General features: G+C 54.3%; 13 protein-coding genes, 1 other RNA gene and 1 other annotated feature. Of the genes, 11 read left to right on the top strand and 3 right to left on the bottom strand.

The features are described from left to right. Positions 1-3 precede the first annotated feature (3 nt). The 6 genes from recJ to aspS all read left to right on the top strand — a co-directional run bounded on the left by recJ (position 4) and on the right by aspS (position 9,015). The gene (recJ, locus tag KNP81_RS08055; RefSeq protein ID WP_214719552.1) at positions 4-2,295 is read left to right on the top strand and encodes a single-stranded-DNA-specific exonuclease RecJ; all 2,292 of its coding nucleotides are present in this window, start codon (positions 4-6) and stop codon (positions 2,293-2,295) included. 1 nt (position 2,296) lies between these two features. Next, a complete protein-coding gene (locus KNP81_RS08050; RefSeq protein ID WP_214719551.1) occupies positions 2,297-2,815 on the top strand; it encodes an adenine phosphoribosyltransferase in 519 nt (172 codons plus the stop codon). 188 nt (positions 2,816-3,003) lie between these two features. After that, positions 3,004-5,193, top strand: coding sequence for a RelA/SpoT family protein (locus tag KNP81_RS08045; protein WP_214719550.1), 2,190 nt, complete (start codon positions 3,004-3,006; stop codon positions 5,191-5,193). Positions 5,194-5,209: 16 nt separating this feature from the next. Further along, positions 5,210-5,653: a D-aminoacyl-tRNA deacylase gene (gene dtd, locus KNP81_RS08040; RefSeq protein WP_128122914.1), complete on the top strand. Its 444-nt coding sequence runs from the start codon at positions 5,210-5,212 to the stop codon at positions 5,651-5,653. A 38-nt stretch (positions 5,654-5,691) separates the two neighbouring features. After that, positions 5,692-5,926: a binding site (T-box leader), on the top strand. A 39-nt stretch (positions 5,927-5,965) separates the two neighbouring features. Further along, the gene (gene hisS / locus KNP81_RS08035; RefSeq protein WP_021066907.1) at positions 5,966-7,246 is read left to right on the top strand and encodes a histidine--tRNA ligase; all 1,281 of its coding nucleotides are present in this window, start codon (positions 5,966-5,968) and stop codon (positions 7,244-7,246) included. After that, the gene (aspS, locus tag KNP81_RS08030; RefSeq protein WP_214719549.1) at positions 7,243-9,015 is read left to right on the top strand and encodes an aspartate--tRNA ligase; all 1,773 of its coding nucleotides are present in this window, start codon (positions 7,243-7,245) and stop codon (positions 9,013-9,015) included. Before hisS ends, aspS begins: the two co-directional genes overlap by 4 nt. A gap of 38 nt (positions 9,016-9,053) precedes the next feature. On the opposite strand, the gene KNP81_RS08025 is transcribed toward aspS, so the two are convergent. Further along, on the bottom strand, positions 9,054-9,245 hold the full coding sequence (locus tag KNP81_RS08025) for a hypothetical protein (RefSeq protein WP_214719548.1): 192 nt from the start codon (positions 9,243-9,245) through the stop codon (positions 9,054-9,056). Then, complete coding sequence (locus KNP81_RS08020; protein ID WP_214719547.1) at positions 9,242-9,592, bottom strand: iron-sulfur cluster biosynthesis family protein; 351 nt, start codon at positions 9,590-9,592, stop codon at positions 9,242-9,244. The genes KNP81_RS08025 and KNP81_RS08020 overlap by 4 nt, the downstream gene beginning before the upstream one ends. 118 nt (positions 9,593-9,710) lie before the next feature. Here KNP81_RS08020 and KNP81_RS08015 point away from each other — a divergent pair, with 118 nt between their 5' ends. Further along, positions 9,711-11,423: an ABC transporter ATP-binding protein gene (locus KNP81_RS08015; RefSeq protein WP_214719546.1), complete on the top strand. Its 1,713-nt coding sequence runs from the start codon at positions 9,711-9,713 to the stop codon at positions 11,421-11,423. 90 nt (positions 11,424-11,513) lie between these two features. Then, complete coding sequence (locus KNP81_RS08010; RefSeq protein ID WP_214719545.1) at positions 11,514-12,548, top strand: zinc-binding dehydrogenase; 1,035 nt, start codon at positions 11,514-11,516, stop codon at positions 12,546-12,548. Positions 12,549-12,593: 45 nt separating this feature from the next. On the opposite strand, the gene KNP81_RS08005 is transcribed toward KNP81_RS08010, so the two are convergent. Beyond that, the gene (locus tag KNP81_RS08005; RefSeq protein WP_214719544.1) at positions 12,594-13,238 is read right to left on the bottom strand and encodes a YczE/YyaS/YitT family protein; all 645 of its coding nucleotides are present in this window, start codon (positions 13,236-13,238) and stop codon (positions 12,594-12,596) included. Positions 13,239-13,582: 344 nt separating this feature from the next. Here KNP81_RS08005 and KNP81_RS08000 point away from each other — a divergent pair, with 344 nt between their 5' ends. The 3 genes from KNP81_RS08000 to KNP81_RS07990 all read left to right on the top strand — a co-directional run bounded on the left by KNP81_RS08000 (position 13,583) and on the right by KNP81_RS07990 (position 15,922). Further along, positions 13,583-14,797, top strand: a complete 1,215-nt coding sequence (locus KNP81_RS08000; protein ID WP_214719543.1) for a DASH family cryptochrome — start codon at positions 13,583-13,585, stop codon at positions 14,795-14,797. 75 nt (positions 14,798-14,872) lie between these two features. Then, positions 14,873-15,059, top strand: a non-coding RNA gene (gene ssrS / locus KNP81_RS07995) — 6S RNA. A gap of 95 nt (positions 15,060-15,154) precedes the next feature. Continuing rightward, positions 15,155-15,922 carry a tRNA threonylcarbamoyladenosine dehydratase gene (locus KNP81_RS07990; protein ID WP_021066918.1) on the top strand — a complete coding sequence of 256 codons (768 nt, stop codon included), beginning with the start codon at positions 15,155-15,157 and terminating at the stop codon, positions 15,920-15,922. Positions 15,923-15,935: the final 13 nt, after the last annotated feature.

Here is a 15,935-nt window from a genome sequence, read left to right as displayed (position 1 = left end):
ATTATGTATCAAGCGAAGAAACGTTGGGTGTATCCGGAGACGGATGCAGCGGCGGTTGAACAGTTACAGACAGAATTGAATATATCGGAGCAACTCGCGACGCTCCTCACGCAACGGGGGCACCGCGACGTCGAGGCGGCCAAGGCGTTTTTATACGTCGAGGATGAGTTGACGTTCCACGACCCGTTTTTATTTGAACAGATGCCAAAAGTCGTCGAACGTTTGAAACGAGCGGCCGATGAAGGCGAGATGGTGCTCATCTATGGCGACTATGACGTCGATGGAGTCAGCGCCTCGGCCGTCATGTGGCACGCCTTGACGGAGATTGGCGTTATGGCGGAATGTTATATCCCGAACCGGTTCACCGAAGGGTATGGACCGAACAAAGAGGCGTTCAGCTGGGCCGCTGGTGAAGGGTTCACCCTCATCATCACGGTCGACTGCGGCATCTCGGGGATTGAAGAGGCAGCGCTCTTGAAAGAGCTCGGTGTCGACTTGATTATCACCGATCACCACGAACCGAAAGAGACGTTACCGGATGCGTTCGCCATTATCCATCCTCATATCGACCCGTCGTATCCGTACGACAAACTCGCCGGGGCAGGCGTCGCCCTCAAAGTGGCCCACGCCGTGCTCGACAGGATGCCGGATGAGCTGCTCGACTTGGCCGTCCTCGGCACGATCGCCGACCTCGTCCCACTCGACGGGGAAAACCGTCTGCTCGCCAAGCTTGGACTCAAGGCGCTCGACGATTCGAAGCGTCCAGGGATTTTGGCGCTCCGTGAAGTGTGCGCGTTGACGGACGGGACATTGACCGAGGAGTCGGTCGGGTTCGCGTTCGGTCCGCGCATCAACGCCGCTGGCCGTCTCGATTCGGCGATGCCGGCACTCCAGATGCTGCTCGCCGAAAGCGTTGAGGAAGCACTCGAACTGGCTCAGAAGCTCGACAAACAGAATAAAGAGCGTCAAGACATTGTCAAGACAATCGCCAAGGAAGCGACGGAACTCGTCGAAGCCTCGATGACGGACGACCGCGTCCTCGTCGTCGCCAGTGAACGCTGGAATCCAGGCGTCGTCGGAATTGTCGCCTCACGGCTCGTCGAGGCGTATTATCGTCCAGTTATCCTGTTGTGCCATGACCCGAAGACAGGGAAGGCGAAGGGGTCGGGCCGGTCGATTGACGGTTTCGACTTGTTCAAAGAATTATCTAAGAACGAAGACATCTTGCCGCATTTCGGTGGCCACCCGGCCGCAGCCGGGATGACGCTGTTATCCGAGAACGTGGCCGAACTGCGTCGCCGTTTGAATGAACAAGCCGAATCGATTCCGGACGAGACGTTCGTCGCCCGCGTCAACGTCGACTTGAAGCTCGACGTGAACGATGTGTCGCTCGACTTGATTTCAGAGATTAGCAAGCTCGCCCCGTTCGGGATGGGAAATCCGTCGCCACGTGTCGTCGTGGCAGACGCTAGACTTCGCGACATTCGTCAAATCGGGCGCGACAACACCCATTTGAAGGTCCAGCTCGCCGGAGACAAGCGGGAACTTGACGGCATCGGCTTCGGTTTCGGACACGTCGTCTCTGAAATATCGAAGATGGCCCACGTCTCGGTCATGGGCAGTCTGCAAGTGAATGAATGGAACGGGATGCGCAAGCCGCAGCTCATGATTCAAGACATCCGGGTCGACGGGTTCCAAGTGTTCGATTATCGGGGCAAGAAAAACTCGCTCGACGAATTGAAACAGCTCCCGGGCGACACGACGTCGTTCATCTCGTTCCAAGGGCGGGACGACTTCCCGCTCCACGACCTTGATACGCCGCTCAAGCCGTTCGTCGTGTTGCTCGATTTGCCGGACGAGGAAGAGGTATTGGCAGACTTGTTAACCGAGGATGTCGAGCGCATCTACTGTGCGTTCGGACAAGGTGGCTCGTTCTTCGAGAAATTGCCGACACGGGAAGATTTCCGAACATATTACGTCCATATGGCGACGTGCGAACGGAAAAACCTGCGTGAAAACTTGATTCGATTATCAATTGAGCGAAAATGGTCAAAAAATACGATTCAATTTATGCATCAAGTATTCTCTGAACTCGAATTTCTTGTTACAATGGAAGACGGACTGCCTGGAGTGAATCCAGAAGCGCCGAAACGCGATTTGACCGAAGCGCCGTGTTACAAGCGCCGGGTCGGACGGGTCCAACTCGAGGAGCGTTTCATTTATGCGTCATTGGCAGAACTGAAAGAGCGGTTACAATCATTGCGATCGAACAAGATGCAGGAGGCTTACACATAAAATGGATTTCAAACAGCATATTAAAGAAGTAGCGGATTACCCGAAAGAAGGAATCAGCTTCAAAGACATCACGTCACTCATGCAAGACGGCCCGGCTTACAAAAAAGCGGTCGACGAGCTTGTTACTTACGCCCAGGAGCGCGGCGCTGAACTTATCGCTGGTCCTGAGGCACGCGGATTCGTCGTCGGTTGCCCGGCAGCGTACGCACTTGAACTCGGGTTCGTCCCGGTCCGTAAAGAAGGCAAGTTGCCACGCGAGACGGTTCGCGTCGCATACGGCCTTGAATACGGCACAGACATTTTGACAATGCACAAAGATTCAATCAAACCGGGCCAACAAGTCGTCATCTTGGATGACTTGCTCGCAACAGGCGGCACGATTGAAGCGACGATCAAAATGATTGAGCAACTCGGTGGCGTCGTCGCCGGAATCGGATTCTTAATCGAACTTGATGGACTTGGTGGACGCGAGCGTCTCGAAGGGTATGACGTGTTCTCACTCATCCGTTACGAAGATTAATCAAAGGGAAGCGATGGCTTCCCTTTTTTGAATAGTTTTTGAGGAAAATAACCCGCAACCTTTGACAGGTCGTCAGATTTTTTCGATAATAGAAAGTAAAATTAGAATATATATGTGTACGTTAACTAATACCATGCTTCGACTTGTCCGAGTCGATTGGAGCGGTAAGAAAAAGGGTGTCGAATGTTATGACCAAAAAACAAATCGTAAGTATTGAGGACCTTCTCGACGCGCTCGGGGAGTATATGGGTGAAGACGAGATTGCCAAAGTGAAACGCGCTTACGAATACGCAAAACTGCATCATACCGGTCAGTTCCGACGTTCCGGCGAACCCTACATTCTGCATCCGGTTCAAGTGGCCGGTATTCTCGTTGATATCGGGTTAGACGCTACGACGATTATCGGTGCGCTTCTTCACGACGTCGTGGAAGACACGGACATCACGCTCAAACAACTCGCTGATGAGTTTGGCGTCGAAGTCGCCATGCTCGTTGACGGTGTGACGAAGCTCGGTAAAATCAAATATAAATCGAAAAAAGAAGAGCTCGCCGAGAATCACCGCAAGATGATTATCGCGATGGCGGAAGATGTACGCGTCATCTTGATCAAACTCGCCGACCGTCTGCACAACATGCGGACGCTTCAACATATGCCGAAAGAGAAACAAGTCCAAAAAGCGGAAGAGACGCTTGAAATCTTTGCGCCGCTCGCCCACCGGATGGGGATCTCGACAATCAAATGGGAGCTCGAGGATATTTCACTACGTTATATCAACCCGCAACAATACTATAAGATTGTCTCGATGATGAAACAGAAACGGACCGAGCGAGAAGCGCTCGTCGCGTCCGTTATCACGGAAGTGAATGCCGTTCTTGAGGACGTGAGCATCGAGGCCGACGTCAACGGTCGTCCGAAACACATCTACTCGATTTACAACAAGATGGTGAAGCACAAAAAAGAGTTCAATGAGATTTATGACTTAATGGCCGTCCGTATTATCGTCGATTCGATTCGCGACTGTTACGCCGTCCTCGGCATCATCCACACGCAATACAAGCCGATGCCGGGCCGGTTTAAGGATTACATCGCCATGCCGAAACCGAACATGTATCAGTCGCTCCATACGACGGTGATCGGACCGAAAGGTGAGCCGCTCGAAGTGCAAATCCGGACGAAGGACATGCACTTCATCGCCGAATTCGGGATTGCCGCGCACTGGGCCTATAAAGAAGGAAAGAGTGTCGCGACGAACGGATTCGATGAGAAAATCGCCCACTTGCGCGAGATTTTAGAGTTGCAAAAAGATACGACCGACGCCGAGGAGTTCATGGAGTCGCTCAAAGTCGATTTCTTTAGCGACATGCTCTACGTCTTCACCCCGAAAGGCGACGTCTTCGAGTTGCCGAAAGGCTCGGTCCCAATTGATTACGCGTATCGCATCCATACCGAGATCGGTCACCGGATGACGGGGGCGAAAGTGAACGGACGGATGGTGCCGCTCGACCATAAACTCGAGACGGGGGACATCATCGAAATCATCACGTCGAAACATAGCTATGGGCCGAGCAAGGACTGGCTCAAACTCGCCGTCTCGAGCCAGGCGAAGAATAAGATTCGCCAATGGTTCAAGCGCCAACAGCGTGAAGAGAACGTCGAGAAAGGCAAAGAGCTCGTCGATGTCGAGATTAAGAAGCTCGGTTTCGAGCCGAAAGAAGTGATTGACGACCAATCGCTCGCCGTCGTCGTCGAGAAGTTCAACTTCGGGAACGAGGAAGAAATGTACGCCGCGGTCGGCTATCATGGCATCACGGCCGCCCAAGTCGCCCACAAGTTGACGGAGAAGCAGCGCAAAGAGCCGAAACTCGAGCTGTCGGACGCAATCAACGAACTGAAAGTCAGCCAGTCACCGAAGAAGAAGACGGCCGAGGCCGGCGTCTCGGTTAAAGGGATCGACAACATGCTCATCCGCATGAGCCGCTGTTGTAACCCCGTGCCGGGCGATGAAATCGTTGGCTATATCACACGCGGACGCGGTGTGTCGATTCACCGGAAGGACTGCTTGAACATCATCAATGAACAGCATCCGGAGCGGCTCCTCACGGTCGAGTGGGAAGTCGGTCAGGCGAAAGAGAAGAACTATAACGTCGATATCGAGATCACCGGATACGATCGTTCAGGCTTGTTGAACGACGTGCTCCAAGCCGTCTCGGCGACGAACACGAACATCGTGGCCGTGAGCGGACGCGGGGACCAGAACAAACAGGCCCGCATCTCGATGACGATCTCGATTCCGAACGTGAACCATCTGCAAAAAGTCGTCGACCGGATTAAGCAAATCTCGGACGTGTACTCGGTCAGCCGAGTCATGATGACGTGACGAAAGGAAGATTTCTGTGCGTGTATTGTTGCAACGAGTAAAAGAAGCATCCGTCACCGTCGATGAGGAGACGATTGGTCAAATTGAGGCCGGTTATCTGCTCCTCGTCGGGGTGACCCATGAGGACACCGAGACGGAAGTGAACTGGCTCGCCGACAAGGTGGCCGGGCTTCGTGTCTTTGAGGACGCGGACGAGAAGATGAACTTATCGATTCAAGACGTCGACGGCAAAGTGTTGTCCGTGTCGCAGTTCACGCTTTACGGGGACACGCTTAAAGGCCGTCGTCCCGCGTTCACCCAAGCAGCGAAACCGGATATCGCCGAACGTCTTTACGAGAAGTTCAACGAGCGTTTGCGGACGCACGGGCTCGTCGTCGAGACCGGGAAGTTCGGGGCGATGATGGATGTCGCGCTCGTCAATGACGGTCCGGTCACGCTCATGCTCGAAAAAAACGCTTGACAGAAGCAGGCGTGATTCGGCATCATGAACCATATAACCTAACACCTACGATAAAGAAAAGTACGGTCACCCCACCAGCAAAGAGAGCGATGCCTAGGCTGAAAGCATCGACTGGATGATGACCCGAACGACACTTTGGAGGTGCTTCCTTGAACTCTTAGTAGGGGGAGCCGTTTCATCGGGCGTTAACCGATTTCGAGTGGCAGAGTATCGATTATGGCTCTGCAACGAGGGTGGTACCACGGGAAACTTTAACAGGCTCTCGTCCCTTTGCGGACGAGGGCCTTTTTGTATTCTAAGGAGGGAATTTAGATGAAAGCACCACGCGGCACACAAGACCTGCTTCCGGGCACGGTCGAGACGTGGCAGTATGTCGAAGAGAAACTACGCGACATCAGCGCCCGTTACAACTATAAAGAGATTCGTACCCCGATTTTTGAAACGACCGACCTGTTCACACGCAGCGTCGGCGAGACGACGGACATCGTCCAAAAAGAGATGTTCACGCTCGTCAAGAAAGGCAAGGACGAGTATACGCTCCGTCCGGAAGGGACGGCCTCGGTTGTCCGCGCTTTCGTCACGAACAAGCTGTTCGGTAGCCCTGACCAGCCGACGAAACTGTACTACATGGGACCGATGTTCCGCTACGAGCGTCCACAAAAAGGACGCTTCCGCCAACTGCACCAATACGGTGTCGAGGCGATCGGTAGCAGCGACCCGGCCGTCGACGCAGAAGTGATCAGCCTCGCCTACACGATTTACAAATCGTTCGGCCTGAAGCAAATCAAAGTCGTCGTCAACTCGCTCGGTGACGCCGAGAGCCGCAATGCTCACCGCGAAGCGCTCATCCGTCACTTCGAACCGGTCCAGCACGAGCTGTGCCAAGATTGCCAGACGCGATTGCACCAAAACCCGCTTCGCGTCCTCGACTGCAAAGTCGACCGCGACCACCCGTCGATGAAGTCGGCACCTTCGATTCTCGACTTCTTGAACGAAGAGTCGAAGACGTACTTCGAGAAAGTACTCGCGCACTTGGATGCGCTCGGCGTCGCCTACGTGGTCGACCCGACGCTCGTCCGCGGTCTCGACTACTACACGCACACGGCGTTCGAGATTATGTCAGAGGCAGAAGGCTTCGGCGCCATCACGACGCTTTGCGGCGGTGGACGCTATAACGGTCTCGTCCAAGACATCGGTGGACCGGACATGCCGGGCATCGGTTTCGGGATCGGGCTCGAGCGTCTTATCCTCGCTCTCGAGAACGAAGGGGTGCTCCCAGCGCTCGAGACGGGACTTGACGTCTTCGTCGTCGCCCAAGGCGGATCAGAAGTCGAAGTGACGGCGACACGCCTGTTGCAATTGCTTCGCATCGAAGGCTTCAAGGCGGACCGTGACTATCTAGGCCGCAAGTTCAAAGGACAATTCAAACAAGCCGACCGCTTGAACGCGAAGTTCACCGTCATCCTCGGAGACGATGAAGTCGAGCGCGGATCGGCCTCCCTCAAGGTCATGGCGACCGGGGAACAAGTCGACGTGCCGCTATCGGCTGTCGCAGACAAAATTCGTGAACTATCGGAAGGAGCAGGACAATGATCGGACGCACACATATGAACGGCCGCGTGACAGAGTCACTGATTGGCCAAGACGTACAATTGAAAGGATGGGTCCAAAAACGTCGCGACCTCGGAGGCCTCATCTTTATCGACCTTCGTGACCGCACAGGCATCGTCCAAGTCGTCGTTCGCCCGGAAAACGAAGCGGTACACAAACTCGCCGAGTCGATCCGTAGCGAATACGTTCTCGACATCAAAGGGACCGTCCTCGAACGTGAGAACAAGAACCCGAACATGCCGACCGGGAACATTGAAGTCATCGCCTCTGAAATCAACATCTTGAACGCGGCGAAGATGACGCCGATTCCAATCGGTGACGAGGCCGAGAACGTATCGGAAGACCTCCGTCTTAAATACCGTTACCTCGACCTCCGTCGTCCGGCGCTCCAAGAGACGTTCCGTCTCCGCTCGAAGGCGTCGAACACGATCCGTAACTTCTTGACGGAAGAGGAGTTCCTCGAAGTCGAGACGCCGATCTTGACGAAGTCGACACCGGAAGGCGCGCGTGACTATCTCGTCCCAAGCCGTGTCCACGGCGGCGAATTCTACGCGCTCCCGCAATCACCGCAGTTGTTCAAGCAGCTCCTCATGGTGGCTGGGTTCGACCGTTACTTCCAAATCGCACGCTGCTTCCGTGACGAAGACCTTCGGGCCGACCGTCAACCGGAATTCACACAAGTCGATATCGAGACGAGCTTCATGGACGTTGAAGACTTGATGGCGATGATGGAATCGATGATGGCGCAAGTCATGGAAGCGACGCTCGGTCGCACCGACACGCCAGCCAAGTTCGAACGGATGACTTACGCAGAAGCGATGCGCCGTTTCGGTTCAGACAAACCGGACACACGTTTCGGTCTTGAACTCATCGACGTCGCGGACGCCGTCACAGGGGCCGGCTTCAAAGTGTTCGACATGGCGCTCGAGTCGAACGGACAAGTCAAAGCAATCAACGTCAAAGGCGAGGCGGACAAGTTCTCGCGTAAAGATATCGACAAGCTTCAAGAATTCACGGCCGTCTACGGCGCGAAAGGCCTCGCTTGGCTCAAAGTGACGCCAGAAGGCTTGAACGGACCGATCGCCAAGTTCTTCGACGAGACGTACGCCCAGAAGTTGATGGAAGCGACGAACGCGGAAGCGGGCGATTTGCTCCTCTTCGTGGCGTCAAAACCGACAGTTGTCGCCGACAGCCTCGGTGCGCTTCGCGTCAAGCTCGGTCATGAGCTCGGACTCATCGATGAGTCGAAATTCAACTTCCTCTGGGTGACGGACTTCCCGCTCGTCACGTTCGAAGAAGAAGACGGTCGTTTCTACGCCAACCACCACCCGTTCACGATGCCTAACCGTGAAGACCTCCATCTTCTTGAGACGGACCCGGCGAGCGTCCGCGCTCTTGCCTATGACCTCGTCTTGAACGGGTATGAGCTCGGTGGCGGATCGCAGCGGATTTACGAGCGTGACATTCAAGAGCGCATGTTCAAATTGCTCGGCTTCACAGAACAAGAAGCCGTCGATCAGTTCGGCTTCTTGCTCGAAGCGTTCGAGTATGGAACACCGCCACACGCGGGTATCGCGCTCGGTCTCGACCGTCTCGTCATGATCCTCGCGGGTCGTTCGAACCTTCGTGACACGATCGCCTTCCCGAAAACGGCGTCGGCGAGCGACTTGCTCACACAAGCGCCAAGCCCGGTCGCGGATGCACAACTCCAAGAGTTGTCGATTCGGACTGCGGTGAAAGAGAAGAAATAAGCAATCAAAAGGAGGTTCGCCGCGGCGAACCTCCTTTTTTAGTGATTTTGTTGCTCCATCTTTTTCGCCGTTCGCTGAAGCGCGAATCCGAAGGCGAACAGTGAGGCGATCACGGCCGTCATCGTGTAGACCGAGTCCGCGAACGCGAGGTAAATGCCGAACAGGCCGAGCCCGAAGCTGAGGATGAACCACAGCCAGAGGCTCGGATGGTCGCGTAACGCCTGCTTCATCGGCTTGGGACGTTCAACTGGCAACCGGTCCCATCGGTCACGAGCAAGTTCGAGTTGAACACTTGGCCGTTGCTCTTCAAGACGAGCGTCCGTTTATCGTCACGATAGTCGATGATCATATCTTCGTCCAAAAAGATTTTCGTCCAGTTCTTGATGAGAACGGGGCCGACATTCGAGTCGATCTCGACGTCTTCCGGTGTCGTCTCGGTCACGTAGCGAATCTCGAAGATGCCGCTATTGCCACAGCCGCAACCTTCCGTCTCATAAAACAAGTGCATCTGTCCGTCACGGTCGCCTTTTAAGGCATCGATTCGCGCTTGGGCGCGTTCTGTAATTTGTACGTTCATGTGTATCACTCCTTACATCTATTATACCTTGCTGGAAAAAAGATTGAAAAAGACGTGCTTCCCGTTTTCCACTTCCTGCAAAAAGGCGTAAACTATTTGTTTAGAAGGGGGAAACGACATGATCTCACGTTTTTTTAGTTATTACCGTCCACATAAGAAGTTATTCATTCTCGATTTCTCGTTCGCCATCCTCGTCGGCCTGCTCGAGCTCGGCTTTCCGCTCGCCGTGCAATGGTTCATCGACGACCTGTTACCAGGTGGGGAATGGAACTGGATTATCATCATCAGCATCGGCTTGCTCATCCTTTACATACTCGCCATGATGATGCAGTACGTCGTCAACTATTGGGGACATAAGCTCGGCATCAATATCGAGACCGATATGCGGGAAGAGCTGTTCACCCATATCCATAAACAATCGTTCCGGTTCTTCGATAATCATAAGACCGGCCATTTGATGAGCCGGGTGACGAACGACTTGTTCGATATCGGTGAAGTGGCGCACCACGGGCCCGAAGATTTCTTCATCGCCATCATGACGCTGCTCGGTGCGTTCGGGATCATGTTCTCGATTGACCCGCAACTCGCACTCGTGACGGTCGTCGCCGTGCCGTTCCTCGTCATCATGATCACGTACGCCAACAAGAACATGAACAAGGCGTGGCAAAAGATGTATACGAATATCGGTGAAGTGAACGCCCGTGTCGAGGACAGCGTCTCCGGCGCACGTGTCGTCCAATCGTTCACGAACGAGACGTTCGAAATCAAGCGGTTCCAGAAAGACAATAACTTCTACCGCGGCTCGAAAATCGAGGCGTATCGAGTCATGAGTAAATCGCTTGCGGGCATTTACATTACGACGCGTCTCATGACGCTGCTCGTACTCGTCTATGGCGCCTATTTGACGTATCAAGGGCAACTGTCTTACGGGCAGCTCGTCGGGTTCATCCTCTATATGAACTTGCTTATCAAGCCAATCGAGAAAATTACAGCCCTCCTTGAGATGTATCCGAAAGGGATGGCCGGCTTCAAACGCTTCACGCAACTGTTAGACGAGGCGCCAGACATCGAGAACCGTCCGGACGCCGTCGACGTCACGGCACTGAAAGGCGATATCGCCTTCCAAAACGTCTCGTTCGGCTACTCAGACTATCGCCAAGTGTTGACTGACATCGACCTCGACATCAAGTCGGGTACGACGGTCGCCCTCGTCGGGACGAGCGGAGCCGGGAAGACGACGATTTGTTCGCTCATCCCTCGTTTCTATGACGTGACGAGCGGTGTCATCACGATTGATGGCATGGACATCCGCGATATGACGAAAGAGAGCTTGCGCCGTCAAATCGGGATTGTGCAACAGGACGTGTTCTTGTTCGCGGGAACACTCCGTGAGAATATCGCTTACGGGAAACTAGATGCGACCGACGCTGAAATCATGCATGCGGTTGAGAAAGCGCATTTGAACTCGCTCGTCGACGAGTTGCAGTACGGCCTTGATACACAAATCGGGGAGCGGGGCTTGAAACTGTCGGGCGGACAGAAACAACGGATTGCCATCGCCCGGATGTTCCTCAAAAATCCACCGATTTTGATTTTGGACGAGGCGACCTCCGCGCTCGATACGGAGACGGAAGCAATCATTCAAGACTCGCTCAATGAACTCGCGGCCGATCGGACGACGCTCATCATCGCCCACCGCTTAGCGACGGTAAAAAATGCCGACCGCATCCTCGTCGTTACCGCTGACGGCATTGTCGAGGACGGGACGCACGATGAATTGAGCATGAAAGGCGGCGTGTTCGCCGGATTGCTCAGACGCCAACAACTATAAGGAATGGGCAGCCACCAATATTTTTGGTGGCTGTCGTGCGTTAGTGGGGTATAGACAAGCAAATGGTTGTCATGAGGAGGAAAACATGTGATGAAAGCAGTACAGGTCATCGGTTACGGTGACGTCGATCAATTACAAGTCGTCGATGTTCCGGTTCCAAGCCTAAAACAAGGAGAAGTGCTCGTGCGCGTGAAGGCGTGCGGGATTAACAATACCGAGATTTGGATGCGAGAAGGGGCGTATGGGACGGACAAAGAGTCCGGGTGGCGACCGGAAAGGGTTCAGTTCCCGCGGATCCCGGGTTCTGATATCACCGGAGAAGTCGTGGAGGTCGGCAGTGGGGTCGAAGACACGATGGTGGGCCGTCGGGTCATCCTGTTCCCGTTCACGTCGAGCGGACCGGATGGTACCGAACATATCGCTGAAGATATGTCATTTATCGGTTCCGAGTACGATGGTGGTTATGCCGAATATGTCGCTTGGCCGGCCGACCTTTGTTTCGACATGCCGCTCGACAGTTTCGTCGACAGTGCCGTTTTCACGGTGAGCGGATTGACGGCGTGGCATATGAACGAACAGATTGAGATTCAGCCGGGGCAGACGATCGTCGTCACCGGTGCGAGCGGTGGGGTCGGGTCGTTCAACGTCCAAATCGCGGCGAATGTGCATGGCGCGAACGTATTCGCCATCGTCGGCGACTTGAAAGATGAGGCGAAACTAAAAGAACTTGGAGCAAGCCGAGTCTTTTCATATCGCTCCGAGAGACTGGCTGAGGAGATCCTCGAAGCGAACGGGGGACCGGTCGATGCCGTGCTCGATGTCGTCGGTGACGCCTTGTTCGCGACGTCGCTCGAAGTGTTGAAAAATGGTGGTAAGTTCTGTATCTCCGGATCGGCCGGGGGACAACAAACGAACCTCGACTTCCGGACGATATATTTGAAACATATCACTATGTACGGTTCCGTGCTCGGTACGCGGGCCGAGTTCCAAGCAATGCTCGCGGCGATTGAAGCCGGGAAGGTCCGGCCCATCGTCGATCGGACGTTCCCGCTCGCTGAGGCGCGGGACGCGCAGACATATTTTAAGCAACGAGGCAAGTTCGGAAAAATCGTCCTTGTCCCATAAAAAAGAGAGGAGACTGGACGACGAAGTCCGGTATCCTCTCTTTCGTTATGCCGTCACTTTCGCCCGGTCGATGACCGAGACGAGGCGCCGAAACTGTTCAAGCCAAAACTGGAAGAACGGGCCAATCAAGAAAATCGACAGCACCGTCCCGAAGAACACCGGTCCGCCGAGCACCCAGCCGATGAGGCAAGCCGTCAGTTCCATCCACGTCCGCATCATCCGGACCGACGTGTTGAACCGGTCGGCCAAAGCAAGCGTCAACCCGTCCCGTGGGCCGGCCCCGTAGCCGATGGCGACGTACAAACCGGCACCCATCCCGATGACGAAGATGCCGAGAATGAGCCAGGCGATGTTGAGCGCGATGCCATCAAGCTGCGGCAACCAGTGATGGTCGAGAATCAAGTTCATGAACACGCCGACGAAGACAGCGTTGACGAGTGTCCCGAACTGGGGCCGAATCCGGTCGAGTATGTACTTGCAGAGGACGAGCAAGAGACCGACGAGCAAGATGATCGTCCCGACGGAAATTGGTGTGTGCCGGGCGAGCCCGAGATGGAGCACGTCCCATGTCGACACACCGAGGTCGGCCGTGATCATCATCGAAGACCCGAGGGCGAGCAAGAACAGACCACCCATGAATAAGGCCCACTTCAAACTGATTCGTAAAGATTGTACCCATACCGCGTGCATGATGGTCGCCTCGATTCCCTAAAATGTTCCATCATCATATCATATTTGGTTTCAACACAAGAAAAAAACGCCTCGGATGAAATCCGAAGCGCTTGGCTCACTTTTTAGGTGTCGATGCTTTTTTTGCTTTGTTCTTTTTATAGTAATCGTAGACGAACGGTGCGACCGCCGTCGCGACTTTAATGAGTGTACCAAGTTTACCTTTTCTAGCCATGTTGTTGCACCCCTTTCTGTTCTAATGATGTATATTCCACCCGTTCCGGAAATGAAAACATGTTTCGTACAGTTTCGTCTAAGCAAACACCGGGATTCATGTTCCATAATGAGAGGAGGAGGCGAAATAAATGAAGACGATTATCTGGTATCAAAACGATTTACGGGTCGACGACCATCGTCCGCTCGAGGAGGCACTCCGGCATGACGATCCCATCGAAGGTCATTACGTCATTCCACAAGAAGAGCTCATTGAAAACCGGTTCGGCCATACTCCGCTTGGACCACGTCGACTTCAGTTTTTGAACGAGTCACTCGACGACTTGGCCGGTTCGCTCGCAGCGCTCGGCATCCCGCTCTTCGTCCATGTCGGTCATCCGCTCGACATGTTCGACCCAACCGACCGCTTGTTGTTCCAACGAGCGATTGGCTATAACGAACGGAGACGCGAACGTGAGGTCATGACCGCGTGGCAAGGCGAGTGTCAGTCGTTCGACGGGTTCACCCTCTATCCACGGGACGAGATTCCGTTCGAGAAACTGCCATTTCTCTTCACCGAGTTCAGGAAAGCAATGGAGGCTGATGCGAGACCGGACCGCTTGATTGAGCGCTCGCCTACGAAAGAATTGCATTCCGTCGATTTCCCGGTTACCTATGAACAGCAGGAACATGACGCACGGACTGCGTTTCCGTTTCGAGGCGGGGAACGGGCGGGACGAGAGCGGCTCGACGCATATTTGGCCGGTCCGGTCCGGACGTATAAAGAGACACGGAACGGCTTCGGGGTCGACGACTCGTCGAAGCTGTCGGCTTATCTCGCCAACGGTTCGTTGTCACCGCGCCGGGTGCAGCACGAGCTCGAGCAACATGAGCGGTTGCACGGGGCAAACGAGTCGACGTATTGGCTCTATTTCGAGTTGCTCTGGCGCGAGTTCTTCCAATGGGTCGCCCTTGAGCAAGGGAAACGACTGTTCCGCGCCCAAGGCATTCGATCGAAACAGAAGGCATGGCGCGTAGACGATGACGTCATCGGCCGATGGCAAGCGGGCGAGACGGGCGTCGACTTCGTAGATGCGTTCATGCGTGAATTGAATACGACGGGATGGATGTCGAACCGGGGGCGTCAAATCGTCGCGAGTTACTTTGCGAAAGAGCTCGGGCAAGACTGGCGCATCGGCGCGTCGTATTTCGAATCGATGCTGATTGATTACGATGTCGCCAGCAATACCGGCAATTGGGCGTACCAGGCTGGGGTCGGCAACGACTCGCGAGATCGCCGTTTCAACGTCACGCGGCAACAAGATACGTACGACCCGACCGGTGCGTTTCGTAACAGTTGGTTGTGACGAAACTGTCATGAGAAGTCATCGTTTCTGATTGACTTCTTTTTACAGACAGTGCTATAGTAAGGACAACAGATGGGATACCTGAGGTGTACGAGAGCCGCCTTCGTTATTTTGAGCCAACACTTTGAATACGGGAGACCGAACTGCCATCCAGATCAACTGCCTCATCACGTGCAGGAGGACTTGTGAAGGGGACGCTAGGTCACCCACCTGCTTAAGCAGGTTCAAAAGCAGGGCATCGTCACGGCACTCCGGGTCCCATCGATTTTATTGTAAAAACGTCGCTAGACGTCTTTTTTTTGATTATAATTCCGAGTAAAATAGTGTGAGAAAATAGAATTAATTTGGGGGAAGAGTATGTTACACCAGTTTTCACGAAATGAGTTGGCCATCGGTCAAGAAGGTTTAGAAGCATTAAAAGGTAAGACGGTCGCCATCCTCGGCGTGGGCGGTGTCGGGTCGTTCGCGGCCGAGGCACTCGCCCGGAGCGGAGTCGGACGCATCGTCCTCGTCGATAAGGACGACATCGACATCACGAACGTCAACCGCCAAATCCACGCGCTCTTGTCGACGGTCGGGCAACCGAAAGTCGAAGCGATGGGAACACGTCTCCTCGACATCAACCCGGAGCTCGAGCTCGTCAAATTGAAAATGTTCTATACAGAAGAGACGTTCGAAGAGTTCTTCGCCCAAGACCTCGATTTCGTCATCGACGCCTCGGACACGATCATTTATAAGATCCATTTGATTGTCGAGTGCAAACGCCGGGGCATCCCGGTCATCTCGAGCATGGGCATGGCCAACAAGATGGACCCGACGCGCATTAAAGTCGTCGACATCAAGGATACGACGTACGACCCGATCGCCAAGATGGTCCGGACGCGTCTTCGTAAAGAGCGTATCCATAAAGGCGTCCCGGTTGTCTTCTCGGACGAGTCACCGATTGTGACACGCGAGGACGTGAACGAGGTCGTCGGCAAAAAGGATGCCCCGATCCGTAAAGCGAAGATGCCGCCGAGTTCGAACGCGTTCGTCCCTTCGGTCGCAGGCCTCGTCGCTGCGGGCTATGTCATCAATCAAATGCTCGAGACAGCGGGTGTCGAGATCAACCGCATCCAGAAATGAAAAAACGACGCTG

It is taken from the genome of Exiguobacterium sp. s149 (assembly GCF_018618395.1).
GTDB lineage: Bacteria > Bacillota > Bacilli > Exiguobacteriales > Exiguobacteriaceae > Exiguobacterium > Exiguobacterium chiriqhucha.
The sequence above is the reverse complement of the archived record's forward strand: the minus strand, read 5'-3'. Positions and strand labels throughout refer to the sequence as shown.

Coding starts and splice junctions, on each gene's coding strand:
- KNP81_RS08025 (WP_214719548.1), bottom strand. CDS start 9,245: ATGAAGCAGGCGTTACGCGACCATCCGAGCCTCTGGCTGTGGTTCATC.
- KNP81_RS08045 (WP_214719550.1), top strand. CDS start 3,004: ATGACCAAAAAACAAATCGTAAGTATTGAGGACCTTCTCGACGCGCTC.
- recJ (WP_214719552.1), top strand. CDS start 4: ATGTATCAAGCGAAGAAACGTTGGGTGTATCCGGAGACGGATGCAGCG.
- KNP81_RS08020 (WP_214719547.1), bottom strand. CDS start 9,592: ATGAACGTACAAATTACAGAACGCGCCCAAGCGCGAATCGATGCCTTA.
- KNP81_RS07990 (WP_021066918.1), top strand. CDS start 15,155: ATGTTACACCAGTTTTCACGAAATGAGTTGGCCATCGGTCAAGAAGGT.
- KNP81_RS08050 (WP_214719551.1), top strand. CDS start 2,297: ATGGATTTCAAACAGCATATTAAAGAAGTAGCGGATTACCCGAAAGAA.
- KNP81_RS08015 (WP_214719546.1), top strand. CDS start 9,711: ATGATCTCACGTTTTTTTAGTTATTACCGTCCACATAAGAAGTTATTC.
- hisS (WP_021066907.1), top strand. CDS start 5,966: ATGAAAGCACCACGCGGCACACAAGACCTGCTTCCGGGCACGGTCGAG.
- KNP81_RS08010 (WP_214719545.1), top strand. CDS start 11,514: ATGAAAGCAGTACAGGTCATCGGTTACGGTGACGTCGATCAATTACAA.
- aspS (WP_214719549.1), top strand. CDS start 7,243: ATGATCGGACGCACACATATGAACGGCCGCGTGACAGAGTCACTGATT.
- KNP81_RS08005 (WP_214719544.1), bottom strand. CDS start 13,238: ATGCACGCGGTATGGGTACAATCTTTACGAATCAGTTTGAAGTGGGCC.
- KNP81_RS08000 (WP_214719543.1), top strand. CDS start 13,583: ATGAAGACGATTATCTGGTATCAAAACGATTTACGGGTCGACGACCAT.